The sequence below is a fragment of the Azospirillum sp. TSH20 genome, assembly GCF_003115935.1.
Lineage (GTDB): Bacteria > Pseudomonadota > Alphaproteobacteria > Azospirillales > Azospirillaceae > Azospirillum.
The window spans coordinates 1-21,996 of the sequence record NZ_LGQU01000069.1 but is presented as its reverse complement, the minus strand read 5'-3'; the positions used below and the strand labels follow the sequence as shown (position 1 = coordinate 21,996).

17 protein-coding genes are annotated in these 21,996 nt (G+C 69.2%); 13 read left to right on the top strand and 4 right to left on the bottom strand.

Going from position 1 to position 21,996, the window contains the following annotated elements; genetic code table 11:
* Nucleotides 1-180 precede the first annotated feature (180 nt).
* Both TSH20_RS19055 and TSH20_RS19050 read left to right on the top strand, forming a co-directional pair.
* Complete coding sequence (locus TSH20_RS19055; RefSeq protein WP_247871392.1) at nt 181-2,262, top strand: methyl-accepting chemotaxis protein; 2,082 nt, start codon at nt 181-183, stop codon at nt 2,260-2,262.
* A gap of 218 nt (nt 2,263-2,480) precedes the next feature.
* Entirely contained in the window at nt 2,481-3,722 is a 1,242-nt protein-coding gene (locus TSH20_RS19050; protein WP_199232013.1) for an MFS transporter, read from the top strand.
* Nucleotides 3,723-3,730: 8 nt separating this feature from the next.
* Here the strand turns inward: TSH20_RS19050 and TSH20_RS19045 are convergent, their stop codons facing one another.
* The gene (locus TSH20_RS19045; RefSeq protein ID WP_109076184.1) at nt 3,731-5,611 is read right to left on the bottom strand and encodes an FHA domain-containing protein; all 1,881 of its coding nucleotides are present in this window, start codon (nt 5,609-5,611) and stop codon (nt 3,731-3,733) included.
* A 183-nt stretch (nt 5,612-5,794) separates the two neighbouring features.
* Between TSH20_RS19045 and TSH20_RS19040 the strand changes: the two genes are divergently transcribed.
* The 3 genes from TSH20_RS19040 (at nt 5,795) to TSH20_RS19030 (ending at nt 9,052) form a co-directional block, all read left to right on the top strand.
* A complete protein-coding gene (locus tag TSH20_RS19040) occupies nt 5,795-7,210 on the top strand; it encodes a D-alanyl-D-alanine carboxypeptidase (protein WP_247871391.1) in 1,416 nt (471 codons plus the stop codon).
* Between the two features lie 145 nt (nt 7,211-7,355).
* Nucleotides 7,356-8,006: a chemotaxis protein gene (locus TSH20_RS19035; protein ID WP_085092076.1), complete on the top strand. Its 651-nt coding sequence runs from the start codon at nt 7,356-7,358 to the stop codon at nt 8,004-8,006.
* A gap of 74 nt (nt 8,007-8,080) precedes the next feature.
* Nucleotides 8,081-9,052: an endonuclease/exonuclease/phosphatase family protein gene (locus tag TSH20_RS19030; protein ID WP_085092355.1), complete on the top strand. Its 972-nt coding sequence runs from the start codon at nt 8,081-8,083 to the stop codon at nt 9,050-9,052.
* 26 nt (nt 9,053-9,078) lie between these two features.
* Here the strand turns inward: TSH20_RS19030 and TSH20_RS19025 are convergent, their stop codons facing one another.
* The 3 genes from TSH20_RS19025 to hyi all read right to left on the bottom strand — a co-directional run bounded on the left by TSH20_RS19025 (nt 9,079) and on the right by hyi (nt 12,310).
* A complete protein-coding gene (locus tag TSH20_RS19025; RefSeq protein ID WP_109076182.1) occupies nt 9,079-10,356 on the bottom strand; it encodes a glycerate kinase in 1,278 nt (425 codons plus the stop codon).
* 238 nt (nt 10,357-10,594) lie between these two features.
* On the bottom strand, nt 10,595-11,479 hold the full coding sequence (gene glxR, locus TSH20_RS19020) for a 2-hydroxy-3-oxopropionate reductase (protein ID WP_109076181.1): 885 nt from the start codon (nt 11,477-11,479) through the stop codon (nt 10,595-10,597).
* Nucleotides 11,480-11,515: 36 nt separating this feature from the next.
* Nucleotides 11,516-12,310 carry a hydroxypyruvate isomerase gene (gene hyi / locus TSH20_RS19015; protein WP_109076180.1) on the bottom strand — a complete coding sequence of 265 codons (795 nt, stop codon included), beginning with the start codon at nt 12,308-12,310 and terminating at the stop codon, nt 11,516-11,518.
* Nucleotides 12,311-12,595: 285 nt separating this feature from the next.
* Between hyi and TSH20_RS19010 the strand changes: the two genes are divergently transcribed.
* The 8 genes from TSH20_RS19010 to TSH20_RS18975 all read left to right on the top strand — a co-directional run.
* The gene (locus TSH20_RS19010) at nt 12,596-14,641 is read left to right on the top strand and encodes an NADPH-dependent 2,4-dienoyl-CoA reductase (protein WP_109076216.1); all 2,046 of its coding nucleotides are present in this window, start codon (nt 12,596-12,598) and stop codon (nt 14,639-14,641) included.
* Nucleotides 14,642-14,789: 148 nt separating this feature from the next.
* Complete coding sequence (locus TSH20_RS19005) at nt 14,790-15,614, top strand: GntR family transcriptional regulator (protein WP_109076179.1); 825 nt, start codon at nt 14,790-14,792, stop codon at nt 15,612-15,614.
* Nucleotides 15,614-16,666 carry a Gfo/Idh/MocA family oxidoreductase gene (locus TSH20_RS19000; RefSeq protein WP_109076178.1) on the top strand — a complete coding sequence of 351 codons (1,053 nt, stop codon included), beginning with the start codon at nt 15,614-15,616 and terminating at the stop codon, nt 16,664-16,666. The genes TSH20_RS19005 and TSH20_RS19000 overlap by 1 nt, the downstream gene beginning before the upstream one ends.
* A 266-nt stretch (nt 16,667-16,932) precedes the next feature.
* The gene (locus tag TSH20_RS18995) at nt 16,933-17,574 is read left to right on the top strand and encodes a TerC family protein (RefSeq protein WP_109076177.1); all 642 of its coding nucleotides are present in this window, start codon (nt 16,933-16,935) and stop codon (nt 17,572-17,574) included.
* A 514-nt stretch (nt 17,575-18,088) separates the two neighbouring features.
* Nucleotides 18,089-19,093, top strand: coding sequence for a TRAP transporter substrate-binding protein (locus TSH20_RS18990; RefSeq protein ID WP_109076176.1), 1,005 nt, complete (start codon nt 18,089-18,091; stop codon nt 19,091-19,093).
* Between the two features lie 83 nt (nt 19,094-19,176).
* The gene (locus TSH20_RS18985; RefSeq protein ID WP_109076175.1) at nt 19,177-19,716 is read left to right on the top strand and encodes a TRAP transporter small permease; all 540 of its coding nucleotides are present in this window, start codon (nt 19,177-19,179) and stop codon (nt 19,714-19,716) included.
* Nucleotides 19,707-20,990 (top strand): TRAP transporter large permease, encoded by a 1,284-nt coding sequence (locus TSH20_RS18980; protein ID WP_109076174.1) that lies wholly within the window; start codon nt 19,707-19,709, stop codon nt 20,988-20,990. Before TSH20_RS18985 ends, TSH20_RS18980 begins: the two co-directional genes overlap by 10 nt.
* 365 nt (nt 20,991-21,355) lie before the next feature.
* A partial coding sequence (locus TSH20_RS18975; protein WP_146207487.1) for a DUF4347 domain-containing protein occupies nt 21,356-21,996 on the top strand: 641 nt, incomplete at its 3' end.

Below are 21,996 nucleotides of genomic sequence, written 5' to 3'. Positions count from 1 at the left end.
CGGCGATTACTTTGTTTCAGGATGTGGATGAGGTAATTTCTCAAGGAAAAGCAGCGACCTGCGGTCGCAGATCTTTAGTATTATCAGTGTTATCGGTGACGGGATGGCCTGGAAGGTCTAGAGTGCGTGGTGGTTGGCCGCTGCCGATCATTCGTACTCTTAACCAGTGAAGTCCTCAACATGATCGCTGCCGGCAACATTCTCCACGTCATTTCCATCCGGGCGAAGGTTGTGGCGGTCGCGCTGTTCGTCTTCGCCGCGGTCGGCCTGTCCTCGGTCCTCACCATGCGCGACATGGGGCGGCAGACCGATCGCCTGTCCGACGTCCAGCGCGAGACGCACGAGGTGGTCGGCAGCATCATTCCCCTGGTGTCGCTGGTGGGCGAGATCCGGTTCGACGTGGCGCAGACGCAGCAGTGGCTGACCGACGTGTCGGCCACCCGCGGGCTGGACGGGATGAACGACGGGCCGGAAAAGGCGGCGGATTACGCCCGCCGGTTCGCGGAGCACACGGGCAAGGCCACCGAACTGGCGCGGTCGCTGAAGCTGCCGCAGGTGGTGGCGGAGATCGAGCGCACCCACAAGGCCTTCGGCCCCTATTACGAGATGGGCCGGCGCATGGCGCAGGCCTATGTCGACGGCGGCCCGGCGGCCGGCAACCCGATCATGAGCCAGTTCGATCAGGTCGCCGACGCGATGGGCGACAGCCTGGAGGCGCTGGGCGCCAGCGTGGTCGCCGTCAGTTCGGACCGGCTGACGGAACTGACCGCGGACATCGAGGCGGTGCACGAGTCGGCGGACGGGCTGCGCCGGACCCTGATCGGCGCCGGGCTGGCCATCCTGCTGATGGCCGCGACCTGCGTCGTCTTCCTGGAAGCGGCGATGATCCGCCCGATGGAGCGGCTGCGCCGCGCCATGGTGGCGCTGGCCGGCGGCAACCTGGAGGTCGAGGTCGGCCTGACCGAGCGCCGGGACGAGATCGGTCACATGGCCGACACCGTCCGCGTGTTCCAGCAGGGCGCGCAGGAGAATGCGCGCCTGCGTGCCGCGCAGGAGGAGACCCGCCGCCGCGCCGAGGAGGAGCGGCGCCAGGCGCTGGAGTCGATGGCGGAGAAGGTGGAGCGCGAGACCCGCGTCGCCGTCGACCATGTGGCCGAACGCACCAGCCGCATGAGCAGCAATGCCGGTGCCATGGCGGAATCGGCGGTGCAGGTCAGCGACAACGCCCAGAACGTCGCCGCCGCCGCCCAGCAGGCGCTGAGCAATGCCGAGACCGTCGCCGCCGCGACGGAGGAGCTGTCGGCGTCCATCGGCGACATCGGCATGCAGGTGTCCGCCGCCACGCGGGTGACCGGCCGCGCGGTGGAACGGGCCGGGCTGGCGCGGTCCACCATCGAACGGCTGTCGGCCTCGGTCGAGCGGATCGGCGCGGTCGCCCGTCTGATCGGCGACATCGCCAGCCAGACCAACCTTTTGGCGCTGAACGCCACCATCGAGGCGGCGCGGGCCGGCGAGGCCGGGCGCGGATTCGCCGTCGTGGCGAACGAGGTGAAGAACCTCGCCAGCCAGACCGCGCGGTCGACCGAGGAGATCGGATCGCTGATCGCCGAGGTGGAGTCGGTGACGGCATCGGCCGTCGGCGCCGTCGGCGAGGTGTCGGAAACCATCGACGAGGTGGCCGGAATCTCGTCCTCCATCGCTGCGGCGGTGGAGGAGCAGGCGGCGGCGACCCAGGAGATCGCCCGCTCCGTCAGCCAGACCAGCGACGCGGCGAAGGAGGTGTCGGTGCGCATCGGCCGCGTCTCCACCGAGGCCGACGCGACCCAGAGCCGCGCCGGAGAGGTGCGGACGGTCGCCGTCGACGTGGCCGGCGGCATCGACGCCCTGCGCAACGTGCTGATCCGCGTCGTCCGCACCGCCACCGCCGATGTCGACCGCCGCCAGCGCCCGCGCTTCGCCCTGTCGGTCGGCTGCGTGCTGGAGGGGGCCGGCGCCGGCCCGATGCGCGCCACCATCGCCAACCTGTCGGCGGGCGGCGCCATGCTGACCGGCGTGCCGGACCAGACGATCGGTGGCGTGACCGGCCGGATGCTGAGCTTGCGCATCGACGGGGTGGCCCGCCCGCTGACCGCCCGGATCAAGTCCAGCGAGCACGACCGGCTGCACGTGAAGTTCGACCTGTCCGAGGCCGATCAGGAGGCGTTCGATCGCGAGGTGGAGCGCCTGACGCGCGGCCTGACGCCGATGGCGGCAGTGGCCTGACTGGCAAGGCCGGGCGGCCCGGACAGGCCGCTTCGCCGGGACGAACCGGCCGCCAGCCATGCCCGCCGCTCATTTCGCACCTGCGGAAATGACGGCCTGCGGCGGATTGCCTCAGCGGGGGTCCGGCAAATATCCTGACCTCGCCCCGGTCGCTTTCCGTCCCTCCCTGCCGCCGGGCCATTCCCGTCCCCATCCTGCGCGACAGCGGAGTAACGACCATGGCTTCTGCCGGCCATAACGGCGACATGCGTGCCGGGGCACAGCTGGCCTCGGCCCATCCCGGGCTGGTGCTGCTGGCGCTCGCCATGGGCGGCTTCGCCATCGGAACGACCGAATTCGCGACGATGAGCCTGCTGCCCTATTTCGCCCAGGGCCTGGGCATCGACGAGCCGACCGCCGGCCACGTCATCAGCGCCTATGCGCTGGGCGTGGTGGTGGGGGCGCCGGTGATCGCGGTGCTGGCGGCGCGGATCGCGCGGCGGACCCTGCTGATCGGGCTGATGGCGGTTTTCGCCGCCGCCAACGTGGCCAGCGCCTTTTCGCCCTCCTATGGCTGGATGCTGGTCTTCCGCTTCCTGAGCGGGCTGCCGCACGGCGCCTATTTCGGCGTCGCGGCCCTGGTCGCCGCCTCGCTGGTGCCGCCGCAGCGCCGGGCGCAGGCGGTGGCGCGGACCATGCTGGGGCTGACGGTGGCGACCATCGTCGGCGTGCCGATGGCCAACTGGATCGGGCAGGCGCTGGGCTGGCGCTGGGGCTTCGGCGTCGTCGGGCTGCTCGCCCTGCTGACGGTGCTGCTGGTCTGGATCTTCGCCCCCAACGACCGGCCGCATCCGGAGTCGAGCCCGCTGCGGGAACTGGGGGCGTTGAAGCGGCGGCAGGTCTGGCTGACGCTGGGCATCGGCGCCATCGGCTTCGGCGGCATGTTCGCGGTCTACACCTATGTCGCCTCGACCCTGATGGAGGTGACGCAGGTGTCGCCGGCGGTGGTGCCGGTGGTGCTGGCGGTGTTCGGCGCCGGCATGACCGTCGGCACGCTGGTCAGCGCCTGGGCCGCCGACCGCGCCCTGATGCCGACCGTCGCCTTCGTCCTGCTGTGGAGCGCCGGGTCGCTGGCGCTCTATCCCTTCGCCGCCGGCAATATCTGGCTGGTGTCGGTGGTCGTCTTCATGATCGGCTGCGGCGGCGGGCTGGGCACGCCCCTGCAGGCCCGGCTGATGGATGTGGCGGAGGATGCGCAGACGCTGGCCGCCGCGCTGAACCACAGCGCCTTCAACGCCGCCAACGCGCTGGGCCCCTGGCTGGGCGGCATGGCGATCGCCGCCGGGCTGGGCTGGACCTCCACCGGCTGGGTCGGTGCGGCGCTGGCGCTGGGCGGTCTGGCGGTGTGGGCGGTGGCGATGCTGGACGCCCGGATGACCGCCAATACCGAACTTGCGGCAGAAGCCTGCGCCGGCGACTGAGCGGCCTTTCAGCGTCCGGACAAATCCCAGGCGATGCGCGCCGGATGTTCGCCGAGGTCGAGGGAACCGATGACGATCTCCCCCCGGCCGGACAGCGGCGCCACGTCGCCCAGCTTCAGCAGCCGCTGTTCGCCGTCCTGCGGCACCAGACGGGTGCCGTTGCGGCTGAGATCCTCCAGCGTGAAGGCGCCGTCGCGCAGCCGCACCACCGCATGGCGGCGCGAGGCGGAGGCATGGTCCAGCACGATCCCGCATTCGGCGGCACGGCCGATCACGACGTCTTCGCCGGCGTCGCGCAGGGCCACCGTCCGGCCCTGGTAGCTGAGCGTCAGGCGGGCGGCCGGCATCGGCGGCGCCTGCATGTCGACGGTCATGTCCGTCGGCCGGGCAGCCGGCAGGGCCGCCATGCGCTGGCCCGCCACGACGCCGCTGCCGGTCACCGACACGCGCCGGTCGTCGGGGATGGCGGCTATCTTGGCGATCAGCCCGTCCGCCAGGGCCCGAGGGATGCCGGCGGCGCGCAGGCGGCGGCCCAGCCCTTCGCGCACCTCCTGGATGGAGGCGCCGGGGGCCGCCAGCTCCGCCGCCGACTTCACCCGGTTGAACTCGTCGGCGACGCGCTGGATGACGACGCTGATCTTCTTGTGGCCGTAGGGGCTGGCGCCGAGGTCGAGCAGATAGCCGAGCCGCCCCGCCGCCGTGTTGAAGCGGCCGGCCAGCCGCGTCATCGTCTCCTCGAAGGGCAGGTCGCTGCCGCCGGTCGCCCAGACGGTCTTGCCGCGGCGGGTCAGCGACTCCGCCATCCCCGGCCCGCCCATGTAGCCGTCGAAGGCGATCATGCCGTCGACGATGGTGGAGAAGGCGCGGGCGTCGCTGGCCGCCCCGGTGCGGGTCAGCGGGGTCAGCCCGTCCAGCCCGCCGCGGATGCGATTCAGCAGCGCCTCGCGCGTGCGGGCGAAGCCGAGCCCGGTCCCGTCGGAGGCCAGGGCGTTGGACAGCGCCAGCAGCGGTTCGGTGTGGGGCAGCCGGTCGTCCAGGTCGCCGCGCAACGCCGCCAGCAGCGCCAGGATGGCGGAGGCGAGGTCGGGCGAATAGCCGATCAGGGCGCGGATCGGCTCCCGCCCGTCGGTGATCTCCGCCGCGAATTCATCGACCAGCCGGGTGCTTTCGCCGTCCTCTTCATTGTGCAGGCGCAGGACGGCGGTCAGCTTGGCCCCCCATTCGCGGTGCGGTTCCAACAGAGTGCCGAAGGCGTGGGTGACGATGCGGTCGCGCTCCTCCGCCGGGCGGTCGACGGCGGCCAGCAGCAGGCCGGAAACCCCGCCGCGCATCAGCGCCTGATCGAAGGGGGCCAGCGTGTCCGATTTCTGGGCAAGGTCCTTCAGCGTCGCGAACAGGCGGCTGAGCTGGTCGTAGCGCTCATGCGGCTTCACCCCCAGCATCGGCGCCTGGAGGGTGGCGAGCCGGCTGATCGAGGGGTTGAACAGCAGCGCCTCGCGCTCGAAATAGCGCAACGGATAGTAGCGGTGGAGCTGTTCGGACGGAATGACGCCCTGGTCGTCCCAATAACCGCGCAGCAACCGCAGCAGGGTCATCCGGCTGTCGAAGGAGAAGACCTGCAGCACGTCGGTGCAGAGGTTGGCGCTGTCGATCGGCGAAATGTTCGTCAGCTTGGCGCCGCCGGAGGAGGTCTTCTGGAAGATCGTCTCCTCCCGTCCGGTGCCGGTGACCTTCACCACGCGCACCACCGGGAACTTGGCAAGGCGCAACAGAAAGTTGGCGCGTTCCGTCGCCGACTTCTCGTCGTCGAAGACACCGTCGATGTTGGGCTTGCCGCCCTGTTCGACCACCACCTCGAAGCGCGCTTCGCGCCGTTTGGACATCGCCATAGCGTCCCCCCTTGACCATGCCCCCACCCGGCATGGTGTCCGGCTACGTCCCCACCCGCTATTTCCAGCGATTTTTCACCAAAATACTTTATGAACCTTAACATCAGAAGCGGAAAGACCCTGACCTTGACCGCAAACCGACAATCGGACAGCAACCCGTCCTGTCCCACATCGCGGCTGTCCATGGGCCGCCGACCGCTTCTCGGTCTGCTTGGGGCGCTTGCCCTACCGGCGCGTGTCGCCTGGGCTACGGGACCGCAGAATGCCACCAATGGTTTAGAAAGTGGTTCGATCGGATATTTCCTGTTCGATCCCGACAGCGGACGGGCCCTGGAGGAGCGGGCGGCGGACACCGCCTTCATCCCGGCGTCGGTGGCGAAGCTGCCGACGGTGGCGGCGGCGCTGGCGCTGCTGGGGCCGGACCACCGCTTCGCCACCCGCCTGCTGGGGACCGGGCCGCTGGAGGGCGGGGTGCTGCGCGGCGATCTGATCCTGCAGGGCGGCGGCGATCCGGCCCTGGCGACCGAAGGGCTGCTGCAGCTGCTGGCCGGCCTCGGTGCCGCCGGTTTGCGGCAGGTGGCGGGGCGGTTCCTGTACGACACCGCGCTGCTGCCCGAACTGGCGGAGATCGATTCCGGACAGCCCTGGGCCGCGCCTTACAACACTGGGGTCGGGGCGCTGTCGCTGAACTACAACCGGGCCCTGCTGAGCTGGCGGCGCGGCGGCACTCCTGCCGGGCCGGACGCGCTGACGGTGGCCGATGCCGGGCGGCTGCCGCTGGACAGCGTCGCGGTCCGGCCGATGGCGGCGGGCGGAGGGTTTCCGCTGCTGCCGGACGGGGTAGACCGCTGGCTGATGGCCCCGCCCGCCTCCGGCGAGGCGGGGGCCGCCTGGGTGCCGGTGGCGCGGCCGGGGCTGGCCGCCGCCACGCTGTTCCGCCGGCTGGCCGCCGATGCCGGCATCGCCCTGCCGGCGCCCGTGGCCGGAAGGGCGGCCGGTGGGGCGCCATCCGGAGCACCGGCGCTGGCGGTGCTGGACAGCCTGCCGCTGGCGGAGCTGGCGCGCGGGCTGCTGCGCCATTCCAACAATTTGTCGGCCGAGGTGATCGGGCTCGCCGCGTCGCGCCGGCTGGATCCGTCGGCCACCACCCTGCAGCGGTCGGCGGGACTGCTGCAAGGCTGGCTGACGCGGCAGCCGATTGGAGCGGCGAACTGGAACGGTCTGCAACTGGCCAACCATTCCGGGCTGGGCACCGGGTCGCGCGCCACGCCGCGGCAGATGGCGGCGCTGCTGCGGGCCGGCGGACCCGCCCTGTGGGACCTGCTGCCGGGGGAGGAGGACGGCAAGGCGCTGCCCCCCGGCGTCCATGCCAAATCGGGCACGCTGGCCTACGTCAAGGGGCTGGCCGGGCTGCTGACGGTGGCCAGCGGCCGGAGGCTGGGCTTCGTCCTGTTCATCGCCGATCCCGCGCGCCGGGCGGCGATGGATGCCGCGCTCGACCGCCGGGTGACCGCGACGCCGGCGGAGGCGCGCGCCTGGGCCGCCGGTGCCCGCCGGCTGCAGGGCGAAATCCTGGAGCGGTGGGCTTCCACCTATTGACTGACATAAGTCATAGGAACGAAGATAGTGTCCTCGCTAAAATGCAGGTCAAAGTTGAAGCGGCCGTAATCGACCTGTAACGGATTGATCGCCGGCCCGGCCGCCCCATATCCGTGCACACCCTGCAGAGAGAACCCCAGATCCGATGATGACAGACCGTTCCTGCACCTCTACCGCGCGCAGCGTCCTGCGCCGCCGGCTGGAACGTCAGGATGTTGCCGCCAACCGCTATCACGACCGGCGGCTGGGGGCGGAGGTCGTCAACATCGTCGTCGGCGGCTGCGTCGTCACCGACGACCCGAACGTCGTCATCACCACCACGCTGGGCTCCTGCGTCGCCGCCTGCCTGTATGATCCGGTGGCGGAGATCGGCGGGATGAACCATTTCCTGCTGCCCGACGCCGGAAGCGACACGCTGTCGCTGTCGTCGCGCTACGGCGCCACGGCGATGGAGCAACTGATCAACCGGCTGCTGAAGGTCACCGGCCGGCGCGACCGGCTGCGCGCCAAGCTGTTCGGCGGCGCCAACGTCAACCTGACCACGCTGCGCAGCGCCAACATCGGCCAGCGCAACGTCGAATTCGTGATGGAGTACCTGGCGACGGAGGGCATCCCCACCGTCAGCTGGGATGTCGGCGGCGCCAGCCCGCGCGCCGTGCGCTTCTTCCCCACCACCGGGCGCAGCCAGCGCCGGCTGATCGGCGACGAGACGCTGCACGACATTGCCCGCAACGAATCGTCCTACATCGAGCATCTGCGTAAGTCGCGGATCGAAGGCGACGTCGAGCTGTTCTGATAAGCTCGACCGGCGGCGTTTCGTCAGCTATGGGCTGCGCCGCCGACACCCGCCGTCCTTCCGCGGAGCGCTTCATGGCCGACACGCTGTTCCGGATCGCCACCTTCAACCTGGAAAACCTGGACGACGATGCCGACGAGCCGCCCTTCGAGGCGCGGATCGCCACGCTGCGCCCGCAGCTGGAGCGTCTGGAGGCCGATATCCTCTGCCTGCAGGAGGTCGACGCCCAGCATCCGGTGAAGAGCGAGCCGCGGACCCTGCGTGCGCTGACCCGCCTGCTGGAGGGCACGCGCTATGCCGGTTACCACGTCACCGCCGGCGATGGCCCGTCGCCGGCCGACCGCCACAATCCGGTGATCGTCAGCCGCTGGCCGATCCGGGCGGCGCGGCTGCTGCGCCATCATCTGGTGCCGCCGGCCCGCGTGCGCCTCGCCACCGCCGACCCGGTGGCGGAGGGGGAGACGGAGGTCGGCTGGGACCGGCCGGTGCTGCATGCCGAGGTGGAGATGCCGGACGGGCGCATCCTGCATGTCTTCGACCTGCATCTGCGCGCGCCCATCGCCGCGCCGGTGCCCGGGCAGAAGGCCGGGGCCCAGACCTGGAAGACGGCGTCCGGCTGGGCCGAGGGCTTCTATCTCGCCTCGATCAAGCGGGCGGGGCAGGCGCTGGAGACACGGATGGCGGTGGACCGGCTGTTCGACGCCGATCCCGATGCGCTGATCGTGGTGGCCGGCGACTGCAACGCCGATCTGGAGCAGACCGCCGTCCGCATCATCCGCGCCGCCTCCGACTTCACCGGCAATCCAGACCTCGCGGGCCGCGTGCTGGAGCCGTTGGAGGAGGCGATCCCGGAAGAGCGGCGCTACACCGTGCTGCATGCCGGCACGGCGGTGCTGCTGGACCATCTGATGACCTCGCCGCGCCTGACCGAGCGGCTGCGCGACATCGCCATCCACAACGAGGACCTGACCGACGAGGTCGACCATGCCGACGAGCCGTCGCCGGTCAGCTACCACGCGCCGGTGGTGGCGACCTTCTCGCTGTAAGCCGCCCCGCCGTCAGCTGCGGTCGATCATGTCCGGTCGATGACGATCACCCGGAAATCGTTGACGTTGGTGCGGGTCGGGCCGGTGACGACCAGATCGCCCAGCGCCTTGAAGAAGCTGTAGCCGTCGTTGTTGGCGAGGAAGGCCTTGGCGTCGAGGCCCATCTCCTCCGCACGGGCCAGCGTGTTGGGGCGCAGGATGGCGCCGGCATTGTCCTCCGTCCCGTCGATGCCGTCGGTGTCGAAGGCGGCGGCCCAGATGCCGGGCTGGCCGTCCAGCGCCACGGCGAGTGCCAGCAGGAATTCGACGTTGCGGCCGCCGCGGCCCTGGCCGCGCACCGTCACCGTGGTCTCGCCGCCGGACAGGATCACGGCGGGGACCGGGGCCGGCTGGCCATGGCGGGCGACCTGCCGGGCGATGCCGGCATGGACCTTGGCGACCTCGCGCGACTCGCCCTCGATGGCGTCGCCGAGGATGACCGGGGTGTAGCCGCGGTCGCGGGCGAGCGCCGCCGCCGCTTCCAGCGCGTCCTGCGGGGTGGCGATGATGGTGGTCTCGGCGCCGGACAGCCGTGGGTCGCCGGGCTTCGGCGTCTCGTCCCCGGCGGCCTCCAGGAAGGCGGCGACGGCGGGCGGCGGGGTGATACCGTATTTGGTCAGGATGGCGCGGGCGTCGGCGAAGCTGGTCGGGTCGGGCACGGTCGGGCCGCTGGCGATCACCGACGGATCGTCGCCCGGCACGTCGGAGACCAGCAGCGAGACGACGCGGGCCGGGTGGGCCATGGCGGCGAGCCGGCCGCCTTTCACCGCCGACAGATGCTTGCGCACGCAGTTCATCTCGCCGATGTCGGCGCCGCTCTTCAGCAGCGCCTTGGCGACAGCGCGCTTGTCCTCCAGCGTGATGCCGGGCGCCGGCAGCGCCAGCAGGGCGGAACCGCCGCCGGAAATCAGGCAGAGCACGAGATCGTCGGCGGTCAGCCCCTGCACCATCTCGACGATGCGGCGGGCGGCCTCCTGCCCGGCGGCGTCGGGCACCGGGTGGCTGGCCTGCACCACCTCGATCCGCTCGGTCGGCAGGTCATGGTCATAGCGGGTGACGACGAGGCCGGTGAGCGGCCCCGGCCAATTGTCCTCCACCGTCTTCGCCATGGCCGCCGCCGCCTTGCCGGCGCCGATGACCACCGTGCGGCCCTTCGGCGGCTGCGGCAGGGCCGCCGGCAGCCGGGTCTCGGCGGTCACCGCGGTGAGGGCCGCCTGGAACAGGTCGTGGAGCAGGGCGTCGGCATTCGTGGCGGTGGTGGTCATGGTCGCTCGGGCGTCGTGGGGTGCGGGGCGGTTAGAATGCACACAAATGAGGGGTGGGCCAATGGTTTGGGTGGGGATTGGTAAGGTGTCGGCTTGCGATGCCCCCACCCCAACCCTCCCCCGCTGGGCGGGGGAGGGGGCTGGTGCTGAGGCGGGAGAGTGGCGGCAGTCCCTCCCCTGCGAAGCGGGGGAGGTTAGGTGGGGGCAATCGAGGCCGACACCCACACCGACAGTGCCCTCACTTCGACCCGACCTCGTGCCCCGCCAGCAGTTCCAGCGCGCGGAGCATGCCGGAGTGATCCCAGGCCGAGCCGCCCTGCGCGGCGCAGGCGTTGAACAGCTGCTGGCAGCTGGCGGTGTGCGGCAGCGACAGGTTCAGCGCCTTGGCGCCGCTCAGCGCCAGGTTCAGGTCCTTCTGGTGCAGCTCGATGCGGAAGCCGGGGGTGAAGTTGCGGTTGATCATCCGCTCGCCATGGACCTCCAGGATGCGCGAGGAGGCGAAGCCGCCCATCAGCGCCTGACGGACCTTGGCCGGATCGGCGCCGGCCTTCGACGCGAACAGCAGGGCCTCGGCCACCGCCTCGATGGTGAGCGCGACGATGATCTGGTTGGCGACCTTGGTGGTCTGGCCGTCGCCGTTGCCGCCGACCAGCGTGACGTTCTTGCCCATCTTGTCGAACAGCGGCTTGACCGTGTCGAAGGCCTCCTGCGGGCCGCCGACCATGATGGTCAGCGAGGCGGCCTTGGCCCCGACCTCGCCGCCTGACACCGGGGCGTCGAGATAGGCGCAGCCCAGGTCATTGATGCGCTTGGCGTATTCCTTGGTCTCGATCGGCGAGATCGAGGACATGTCGACCACGATCTTGCCCGACGACAGACCGGCGGCGACGCCGTTCTCGCCGAACAGGGCGGCGCCGACATGGGGGGTGTCCGGCACCATGGTGATGATGACCTCGGCCGCCGCCGCGACCTCCGCGCCGCTCGGGCAGGGAATGGCGCCCTTGTCGGTCAGCTCGGCCGGGACCGGCTTGAGGTCGTGGACGTAGAGGGTGTGACCGGCGTCCAGCAGGTGCCCCACCATCGGGGTGCCCATGATGCCGAGACCGATGAATCCGACCTTCATTGTTCTGGTCCTTTCTCGCGTGATGTTGGGGGCGTTTCAGGCGGTCGCCGGTTCGGTCTTGTAGGGGGCGAACCAGCCTAGCCCCTCGTCCGTCGTCGTCTTCGGCTTGTATTCGCAGCCGACCCAGCCGCGGTAGCCGATGGCGTCCAGATGCTTGAACAGGAAGGGATAATTGATCTCGCCGGTGCCGGGCTCATTGCGGCCGGGGTTGTCGGCCAGCTGGACATGGGCGATGCGGGCGAGGTTGGCCTCGATGGTGCGGGCCAGATCGCCTTCCATGATCTGCATGTGGTAGATGTCGTACTGCACGTACAGATTGTTGGAGCCGACCTTGTCGATCAGATCCAGCGCCTGTTTCGTGCGGGTCAGGTAGAAGCCGGGGATGTCGCGGGTGTTGATCGGCTCGACCAGCAGCTTGATCCCGGCGCCGGCCAGCGCATCGGCGGCATAGGCGAGGTTGCCGACCAGCGTGCTTTCGGCCGCGGCGGCGTCGCCGTCCTGCGGCAGGATGCCGACGAGGCAGTTGACCTGCTTGCAGCCCAGCGTGCCGGCATAGTCGATGGCGCGGGCGACGCCGTCGCGGAATTCCTGCACGCGGTCGGGCATGATGGCGATGCCGCGCTCGCCGCCGCCCCAATTGCCGGCCGGCAGATTGTGCAGGACCTGGGTCAGCCCATGCTGGCGCAGCTTCTCGGCCAGCGCGTCGGCGGGGAAATCATAGGGAAACAGGTACTCGACCCCACGGAAGCCGGCATCGGCCGCCGCGGCGAATCGGTCGAGGAAGGGACGCTCGTTGTAGAGCATCGTCAGGTTGGCGGCGAATTGCACCATGACCGAACTCCCGGTTACGCGAATTGGCCGCCGCGGATGGAGGGGCGGCCCTTGGGAAGGGAGCTTGACCGCCGCGCAGGCCCTTGAGCCAGTTCGCCGGACGGCTTTTTCACACAGCGGAAAGCGGGGTGCGCGAACGATCGCGCTGAGGGAGACCACGGAACTCAGTTGACGCTTACGTCACCCTGAACTAGGCTTCGCGACATCAATCATCCGTCTGCCTAGCGCCGCAAGAAGCGCGGGTTCCATAACCGGAGGAAGCGTCCCGTGACCCAGCCCGAGACCATGCCCGGCTCCCAGCCCTATCCGCATCTGCTGGCCCCGCTCGATCTCGGCTTCACGGTGCTGAAGAACCGGGTGCTGATGGGGTCGATGCACACCGGGCTGGAGGATCGGCGCCGCCATTTCCCGCGGCTGGCCGCCTATTTCGCCGAGCGGGCGCGCGGCGGGGTCGGGCTGATGGTGACCGGCGGCTTCTCGCCGAATGTGGAGGGGTGGCTGTCGCCCTTCGGCTCCACCCTGGCCCGGCATGGCGCGGCGCGGGCGCATCGGGTCATCACCGACGCGGTGCATGCCGAAGATGGCAAGATCGCGCTGCAGATCCTGCATGCCGGCCGCTATGCCTACAGCCCGCTGTCGGTGGCGCCGTCGCGCATCAAGTCGCCGATCACCCCCTTCACGCCGCGAGCCCTGACCGCGCGGGGGGTGGAGCGCCAGATCCGCGCCTATGTCCGCTGCGCCGAGCTGGCGCGCGAGGCCGGCTATGACGGGGTGGAGGTGATGGGGTCGGAAGGCTACCTGATCAACCAGTTCCTGGTGACCCACACCAACCAGCGCACCGACAAATGGGGCGGGCCTTACGAGAACCGCATGCGGTTTCCGGTGGAGATCGTGTCGCGCATGCGCGAGGCGGTCGGGCGCGACTTCATCATCATCTACCGCCTGTCGATGCTGGACCTGATCCCCGACGGCAGCAATTGGGAGGAGGTGGTGCAGCTTGCCCAGGCCATCGAGCGGGCCGGCGCCACCATCATCAACACCGGCATCGGCTGGCACGAGGCGCGGGTGCCGACCATCGCCACCAGCGTGCCGCGCGCCAACTTCGCCTGGGTGACGGGCAAGCTGAAGGGGGCGGTATCGATCCCGCTCTGCACCACCAACCGCATCAACACGCCCGAGGTCGGCGACGCGGTGATCGGCGAGGGGCTGGCCGACATGGTGTCGATGGCGCGGCCCTTCCTGGCCGATCCGGACTTCGTCGCCAAGGCGGCGGCGGGCCGGCCGGAGGCGATCAACACCTGCATCGCCTGCAACCAGGCCTGCCTGGATCACATCTTCTCCGGCAGGACGGCCAGCTGTCTGGTCAACCCGCGCGCCTGCCACGAGACGGAGCTGGTGATCGCCCCCGCCGTGAAGCGCAAGCGAGTCGCCGTGGTTGGTGCCGGCCCGGCCGGCCTCGCCTGCGCCACCACGGCGGCGGAGCGTGGGCATGAGGTGCATCTGTTCGACGCGGCCGAGGAGATCGGCGGCCAGTTCAACATGGCCAAGCTGATCCCCGGCAAGGAGGAGTTCCACGAGACCCTGCGCTATTTCCGCAACCGGCTGGCGGAGACCGGCGTGGCGCTGCATCTGGGGCGGCGGGTGACGGCAGAGGATCTGACGGGCGCCGGCTTCGACGAGGTGGTGCTGGCGACCGGGGTGGTGCCGCGCGACCCGAAGATCCCCGGCCAGGACCATCCCAAGGTGCTGACCTATGTCGACGTGCTGCGCGGCGCCAAGCCGGTCGGCCGGCGCGTCGCGGTGGTGGGGGCCGGCGGCATCGGCTTCGACGTCAGCGAATTCCTGGCGCAGGAGGAACCGTCGCCCAGCCTCGACCCGGCGCTGTGGCGTGCCGAATGGGGGGTGGCCGATCCGGCCGAGGCGCGCGGCGGCGTCGCCGGCATCCGCCCCCACCTGACGCCGCCGGCGCGCGAGATCGTGCTGCTCCAGCGCAAGGCGACCAAGCCCGGCGCCGGCCTGGGCAAGACCACCGGCTGGATCCACCGGGCGCAGCTGAAGATGAAGACCATCAAGGCGCTGTCCGGCGTGAACTACGAACGCATCGACGACGAGGGGCTGACCGTCAGCTTCGGCGAAAAGCGCGAGAAGGTGCAGACGCTGGCGGTCGATACCATCGTTCTGTGCACCGGGCAGGAGCCGCTGCGCGAGCTGCACGCCCCGCTGGAGGCCGCCGGCATCGCCGTCCACCTGATCGGCGGCGCCGACGTGGCGGCGGAGCTGGACGCCAAGCGCGCCATCGCCCAGGGGACGCGGCTGGCCGCCGGCCTGTAACGGCAACGCGCCCTCTCTCCACAGCCATGGCGGGAGTGAGGGCGCCTTTGTCACACCCATGGGCGGACGCATCACGAGCGAAACTGCTTGCCGTTCCAGCTGATATATTAGTATTCTGAGGCATGTGCTTCTGAGGAGGCTGGACGCCATGCCATCGGGCAACCCGCCGGCCAAAACCGGTTCCATCGCGGTCCCCCCGCCATCAACGACGCCGACCCTGTCGGCCAAGGCCGCTCCGCTCTTGAGCCGCCCGCCGGCGCGCCGGGACATGCGGCGCGGTCCGACCGCCGCCGACGCCATCCACCGCGACCTGCGGGCGGAGATCGTGTCGCTGAAGCGCAAGCCGGGCGAACCCATCGCCGAGAAGCAGATCGCCGAGGCCTATGGCGTCAGCCGCACGCCGGTGCGCGAAGCGGTGCTGCGTCTGGCGGACGAGGGGCTGATCGAGATTTTCCCGCAGTCCGGCACCTTCGTCGCCCGCATTCCGCTGGGCGCCCTGCCGGAAGCCGGCGTGATCCGCAAGGTGCTGGAGCGGGCCACCGTTCGCTTCGCCGCCGAACGCGCCACCCGCAGCCAGATCGCAGCACTCCACGCCTGCCTGGAACAGCAGCGCGAGGTCGATGCGGAGGGCGACGCCGACGGCTTCCATCAGGCCGACGAGGCTTTCCACGCCCAGATCACCGAGATGGCGGGCTATCCCGGCTTCTGGGGCATCATCCAGCAGGCGAAGGTCCAGCTCGACCGCTGCCGCCGCCTGACCCTGCCGGTCCCCGGCCGCATGCGCACGGTGATCGCCGAGCATGAGGCCATCGTCGAGGCCATCGCCGGCCACGACCCCGACCGCGCCGAACAGAGCCTGATCCGGCATCTGGACAATTTGCAGATCACGGTGGACGACGTGCGCAACGCCGCCCCGCTCTATTTCTCCGGCAGCCTGACCGACGGGGCCGCCCTTCCCGATGGAGCACCCTGATGACGAACGAAACCCGCCGCCGCGTCGGCGTCATCGGTCTGGGCATGGCCTCGGCCCCGCATGCGCAGAGCCTGATCGATCTGGCCGGCCGGGTGGAGGTGGCGGGCTGCTTCAGCCCCTCGGTCGAGCGCCGCGCCGCCTTCTCTGCCCGCCACGGCCTGCCGGTGGTCGACCGGTTGGAGACGCTGCTGGAGGATCCGGCGCTGTCGGCCGTCCTGCTGCTGACCCCGCCCGACACCCATGCCGATCTGGTGGCGCGCTGCGCCGCCGCCGGCAAGCATGTGCTGCTGGAAAAGCCGCTGGACGCCACGCCGGAGGGGGCGCGGGCGGTGGTCGCCGCGATGGAGGCGGCCGGGCTGACGCTGGGCGTCATGCTGCAGCACCGCTTCCGGGCGTCGGTGGAACGGCTGGCGGCGCTGATGCGCGACGGCGTGCTGGGCCGGCCGCTGACGGCGGCGGTTTCGGTGCGCTGGTGGCGCGACGCCGCCTATTACGCCCAGCCCGGCCGCGGCAAGAAGACGCGCGACGGCGGCGGCGTGCTGCTGACCCAGGCGATCCACACGCTCGACGCCTTCGTCAGCCTGCTCGGCCTGCCGGATCAGGTCGCGGGATTTGCCGCGACGAGCGTCTTGCGCAGCCGGGACACGGGCATGGACACGGAGGATGTGGTCGCCGCCGCGCTCCGCTACGGCAACGGCCTGCTGGCGACCGTCGATGCGACGACCGCCGCCTATCCCGGCTATCCGGAGCGGATCGAGATCGCCGGCACCGGCGGCTCGGCGGTGCTGGCCGGCGACCGGCTTGAGGTGCAGCTGGTCACGGGCGAGCGCATCGTCGCGGGTCAGGACGGCGCCACGCTGGGCGGCGGGGCCGACCCGATGGCCTTTTCCCACCAGCACCACCGCGCCGTGCTGTCCGACTTCCTCGACGCGCTCGACCAGGGGCGCCGGCCGCGGGTGGACGGGCGCGAAGCGCTGAAGGTCCACCGGCTGATCGAGGCGCTGCTGGAGGCCGCAGGCAGCGGCAGAATCGTGGAGGTCGGCACTCCCTGATCCCCACTTCTCCCAGCGATTCCGGCGGTCGTAAGCGCGGCCTTGCGGAATCCACCACTTTGGCGTAAAGCGCCAGAACCAGGCCGGGCCCCTCTGGCAACCGTCACCGGTTGCGATGTCGGACTGGGAAGACAAGGAGCGGCCCGCGCCCCGTGCCCCTGACCGGCGCCTCCCGTCCGATGGTCTCGGCGTGACCCGACCGGTCGGCACGGACTTCGCGCGGCTTCTCCTCCCACATTCATCGTGATGCGAGGATTTCCGCTCAAATGACGGAACTATTCACCACAGAGGCGCTCTTTGCGCTGCTCCAGGTCATCATGATCGACCTGGTGCTGGCCGGCGACAATGCCATCGTCATCGGTCTGGCCGCCGCCGGATTGCCGCGGGAACAGCGCGGCAAGGCAATCCTGATCGGCATCCTGGCGGCCACCGTGCTGCGCATCGCCTTCGCGGCCGTCACCACCCAGCTTCTCCAGATCATCGGGCTGCTGCTGGCCGGCGGTGTGCTGCTGCTGTGGGTCTGCTGGAAGATGTGGCGCGAACTGCGCCAGTCGCACGAGGAGGACGAGGCGGTCGAGGCGCTGGAAGACGATGGCGGCGCCGAAGCCGCCGGGCCGCGCAAGACCCTCGGTCAGGCGGTCTGGCAGATCGTGGTCGCCGACGTGTCGATGTCGCTCGACAATGTTCTGGCCGTCGCAGGTGCGGCGCGCGAGCATCTGGGGGTGCTGGTCATCGGCCTGACACTGTCCATCGCCCTGATGGGCCTTGCCGCCAGCGTCATCGCCCGCGTCCTGCACAAGCACCGCTGGCTGGCCTATGTCGGCCTCTCCATCATCCTCTACGTCGCTCTGCACATGATCTACCGCGGCGCCATCGAGGTGTGGCCCCTGGTGAACGGCCACGCCTGATCGGCCAGGGCGACCGGGTGCCGCTTTCCAGCGGTCGGGGGGAGGTGCGTGAAGAGCGCTGAGGCTGAATGTCGCACTCGCCCCCCTGCGAGGATTTGTGATCTGGCTGAAACCCGCTCCTGCAGTCACTTTGTCCCTCTCCGCGCCAATCCGATTCTGTTTAATGTCCAAACGGTAGTTGCCTCTTTGAACTTTCAGGGTTGCGCGCAGATTGATATACTAATATCCTAAGAAACGAGAACAGGGCGCCGCAGCCAAGCGGCGGCTGGATATGGAGGGGGCGAGGGCAGGGCCGGCGGCGGCCAAGTGCGACTTCCCGGTCGCACGGTCCGGTCGCAGCGCTGCGAAAGCCGAGCGTCGCAATGGCCTCTCACCCGTGCTCCGCCTGCCGCCGGTCCCCAATTCGTCCAGTCACGTGCGGGCGGCCCGCCGCCCACCAGGTAAACCGGAAACACCAGAACAAGAGAGGCCGGATCGCGTAAGGCTCCGGCTCCGTAATCAGGAGGAGATCCTAATGAAGTTTGGTCTGACTTCGGTCCGCACTGCGATGCTGACCGCCTGTGCGATCTGCGGCATCCTGGCCGCTCCGATGCTGTCGGCGCCGGCCGATGCGCGTGACTTCCGATCCGCCGACATCCACCCGACCGACTACCCGACCGTCGAGGCGGTGCGCTATGTCGGCAAGCTGGTGGCCGAGCGCAGCAACGGCAAGCTGGGCGTCAAGGTGTTTCCGAACGGCGCCCTGGGGACCGAGAAGGACACCATCGAGCAGCTGAAGATCGGTGCGCTGGAGATGATGCGCATCAACGTGGCGCCGCTGAACAACGTGGTGCCGGAGACGATGGTCACCGCGCTGCCGTTCATCTTCCGCGACACCGGCCACATGCGCCGTGTCCTGGACGGCCCGATCGGTGATGAAATCCTGGCGGCGATGGAAAGCCAGGGCATGATCGGTCTGGCCTTCTACGACAGCGGCTCGCGCAGCATGTATTCGGCCGCCAAGCCCTACAAGACGCTGGCCGACATGAAGGGCGCCAAGATCCGCGTCCAGCAGTCGGACCTGTTCGTCGCCATGATCCAGGCGCTGGGCGCCAACGCCACGCCGATGCCCTTCGGCGAGGTCTACACCGCGCTGAAGACCGGCATCGTCGATGCCGCCGAGAACAACTATCCGTCCTATGAATCCTCGCGCCACTTCGAGGCGGCCAAGTACTTCACCCTGACCGAACACGCGATGGCTCCGGAAGTGCTGGTCTTCTCCAAGATCGCCTGGGACCGCCTGTCGAAGGACGATCAGGCCCTGATCCGCAAGGCCGCCAAGGACTCGGTGCCCTACATGCGCAAGCTGTGGGACGAGCGTGAGATGAAGTCCAAGGAGATCGTCACCCAGGCCGGCGCCCAGATCGTCGAGGTGACGAACAAGCAGGAATTCATCGACGCGATGAAGCCGGTCTACGCCCAGTTCGCGAACACGCCGAAGCTGCAGAGCCTCGTCCAGCGCGTCCAGGAAACCAAGTAACGACCTTCCGGTAACGTTAAAGAAGGGGTGACGCGGCTTCGTCCCAGGCAGGACGGGCCGCGCCTCGCCAGGGGAGCAGCGGCATGGATATCGAGCTGCAGGCAATGGACGTCAGTCCGCCATATAGCGGCGGCTGGCTGACCCGGATGAACGCGACGCTGGCCAGGACCGGCATGTATGTCGCCATCCTCGGCCTGATGATGATCGTCGGCGTCGTCTTTTATCAGGTGTTCGGCCGCTATGTGCTGAACAACTCACCGACCTGGGCGGAAAGCATGGCGATCCTGCTGGTGCTTTACGTCACGCTGATCGGCGCAGCCGTCGGCGTCCGCGACGCCGGGCATATCGGGCTGGAGTCGCTGCTGGTGATGCTGTCGGACAATGCGCGCCGCAAGATGGACATGCTGATCTACACGCTGGTCGGCATCTTCGGCGCCTGCATGGCCTACAATGGCTGGGTGCTCGGCAGTTCGGTGGCCCATTACACCATTCCCAACCTGCACATCTCCGAAGCCTTCCGCTATGTGCCTCTGGTGCTGTCGGGCGTGCTGATCGTGCTGTTTTCCATCGAGCATGTCGTCGCCATCGTGCGCGGCGAGGAGGTCAAGCCGTCATGGAACTGACCATCCTTTCAATCACCTTCTTCGGCTTCCTCATTCTCGGCATTCCGGTCGCCTTCGCCATCGGACTGTCGGCGCTCTGCACCATCCTCTATGAAGGCCTGCCCGTCGCGGTCGTCTTCCAGCAGATGATGTCGGGCATGAACGTCTTCTCGTTCCTGGCCATTCCCTTCTTCGTCTTCAGCGGCGAGTTGATGCTGCACGGCGGCGTCGCCGACAAGATCGTCGCCGCGGCCAAGAGCATGGTCGGCCATATCCGTGGTGGCCTGGGCATGTCCAACGTCGTCGCCTGCACGCTGTTCGGCGGCGTCGCCGGCTCGCCGGTCGCCGACGTGTCGGCCATGGGTGCGGTGATGATCCCGATGATGAAGCGGGAAGGCTACCACGCCGACTACGCGGTCAACGTCACCACCCACGCCGCGCTCGTCGGCGCGCTGATGCCGACCAGCCACAACATGATCATCTACGCGCTGGCCGCCGGCGGAAAGGCGTCCATCGGCGCGCTGATCGCCGCGGGGCTGATGCCGGCGCTGTTGCTGATGGTCTGCAACCTGGGTGCGGCCTATTACGTCGCGGTGAAGCGCGGCTATCCCAAGGGGACCTTCCCCGGCTGGGACATCCTGCTGCACAGCTTCGCCGCCGCGCTGCCCGGTCTGCTGATCGTCGTCATCATCCTGGCCGGCATCACCACCGGCGTGTTCACCGCCACCGAGTCGGCCTCGGTCGCCGTGATCTACGCGCTGCTGCTGACCACCTTCGTCTACCGCACGCTGAGCTGGGAGAAGTTCCTGGCCGCCGCCGCCAAGACGGTGAAGACCACCGGCGTGGTGCTGCTGCTGATCGGCGTGTCGACGATGTTCCAGTACCTCATGGGGCTCTATGAGGTGGCGGACATGACCGGCGAGCTGCTGGCCGGTGTGTCGACCAATCCGCTGATGATCTTCCTGCTGATCAACATCATCCTGTTCCTGCTGGGCACCTTCATGGACATGGCCAGCACCATCCTGATCTGCACGCCGATCTTCCTGCCGATCGCCATGCAGTACGGAATGGACCCGGTGCAGTTCGGCATCGTCATGCTGATCAATTGCGCCCTTGGCCTGAACACCCCGCCGGTCGGCACCACCCAGTTCATCGGCTGCGCCATCGGCGGCGTGTCGGTGGGCGAGGTGATGCGCTCCATCACGCCCTTCTACGGGGCGCTGTTCGTGGCGCTGCTTCTGGTCACCTATGTCCCGGCCTTCTCACTGTGGCTGCCGCGCATGCTGATGCATTGAGACGGAGCGGGTTTAGGCCCTCCTGAACGACTTCTCTCCTGGACTGGGCCATCGGGATCTTCCCGGTGGCCCTATTTTTATGCCCGCTCGGTCCTGTGCTAATCCCGAATTGGAGGTAATTGAGCGGGAGACTCCCCAATTCGGGAAAAAGAGTGGCAAGCCGCCGCAACAGGCTGAGCCAGCCGTATGGCGTCGAAATCGATCGTGGCTGTACTGCTTGCGCTTCCGGGGAGAAAAAGGTCGCCCGGCCGGAGCTGATGCTTCCCAAGGAATGATCGGCTTATTGGACGTTGTTCTGTGGACATGATCCCGTACATCACAGACGAGCAAAACGATTTCCAACAACTCCCCAGAAAGGGGTTTTCATGCACGGGATCATTCTTGCCGACGCCGGTCTGTCCGACATCGATGCGCTGATCGGCCGCCACGCGCCGGACATGACGGTGGTCCGGGTCGCCGCCGACGAGGACGCCGTCGCCCTGCTTGCCGAGGCGCTGGAAGCGGCATCGGCGACGGGTTCCACCGCGGTCCACCTGATCGCCCATGGCGCGCCGGGCGTGGTGAAGCTGGGGGCGATGCCGCTCGACACCAGCGCCCTGTTCGACCGCCGCTGGCCCGATGCGTCCGGCTGCGAGATCCTGATCCATGCCTGCGACGTCGGCGCCGGCAGCAACGGCCGCCGCTTCGTCGAGCGTCTGGCCGCCGTCACCGGCGCCCGCGTCGCCGCCGCCAGCCATCCGGTCGGCCATGCCGACCAGGGCGGTTCGTGGGATCTCGACGTGGTGACCGGCCCGATCCTGGCCGCCCGCCCGTTCGCGGGGGCGGAAGCCTGGCCGCACACTCTCGCCTACAGCGGCACGGCGACCAGCGGCAACGACACGCTGATCGGCGACAATGGCGGCAACACCATCAACGGGCTGGCCGGCAACGACAGCATCACCGGCGGCACCGGCAACGACAGCCTGATCGGCGGGATCGGCGACGACACGCTGGTCGGCGGCGGCAA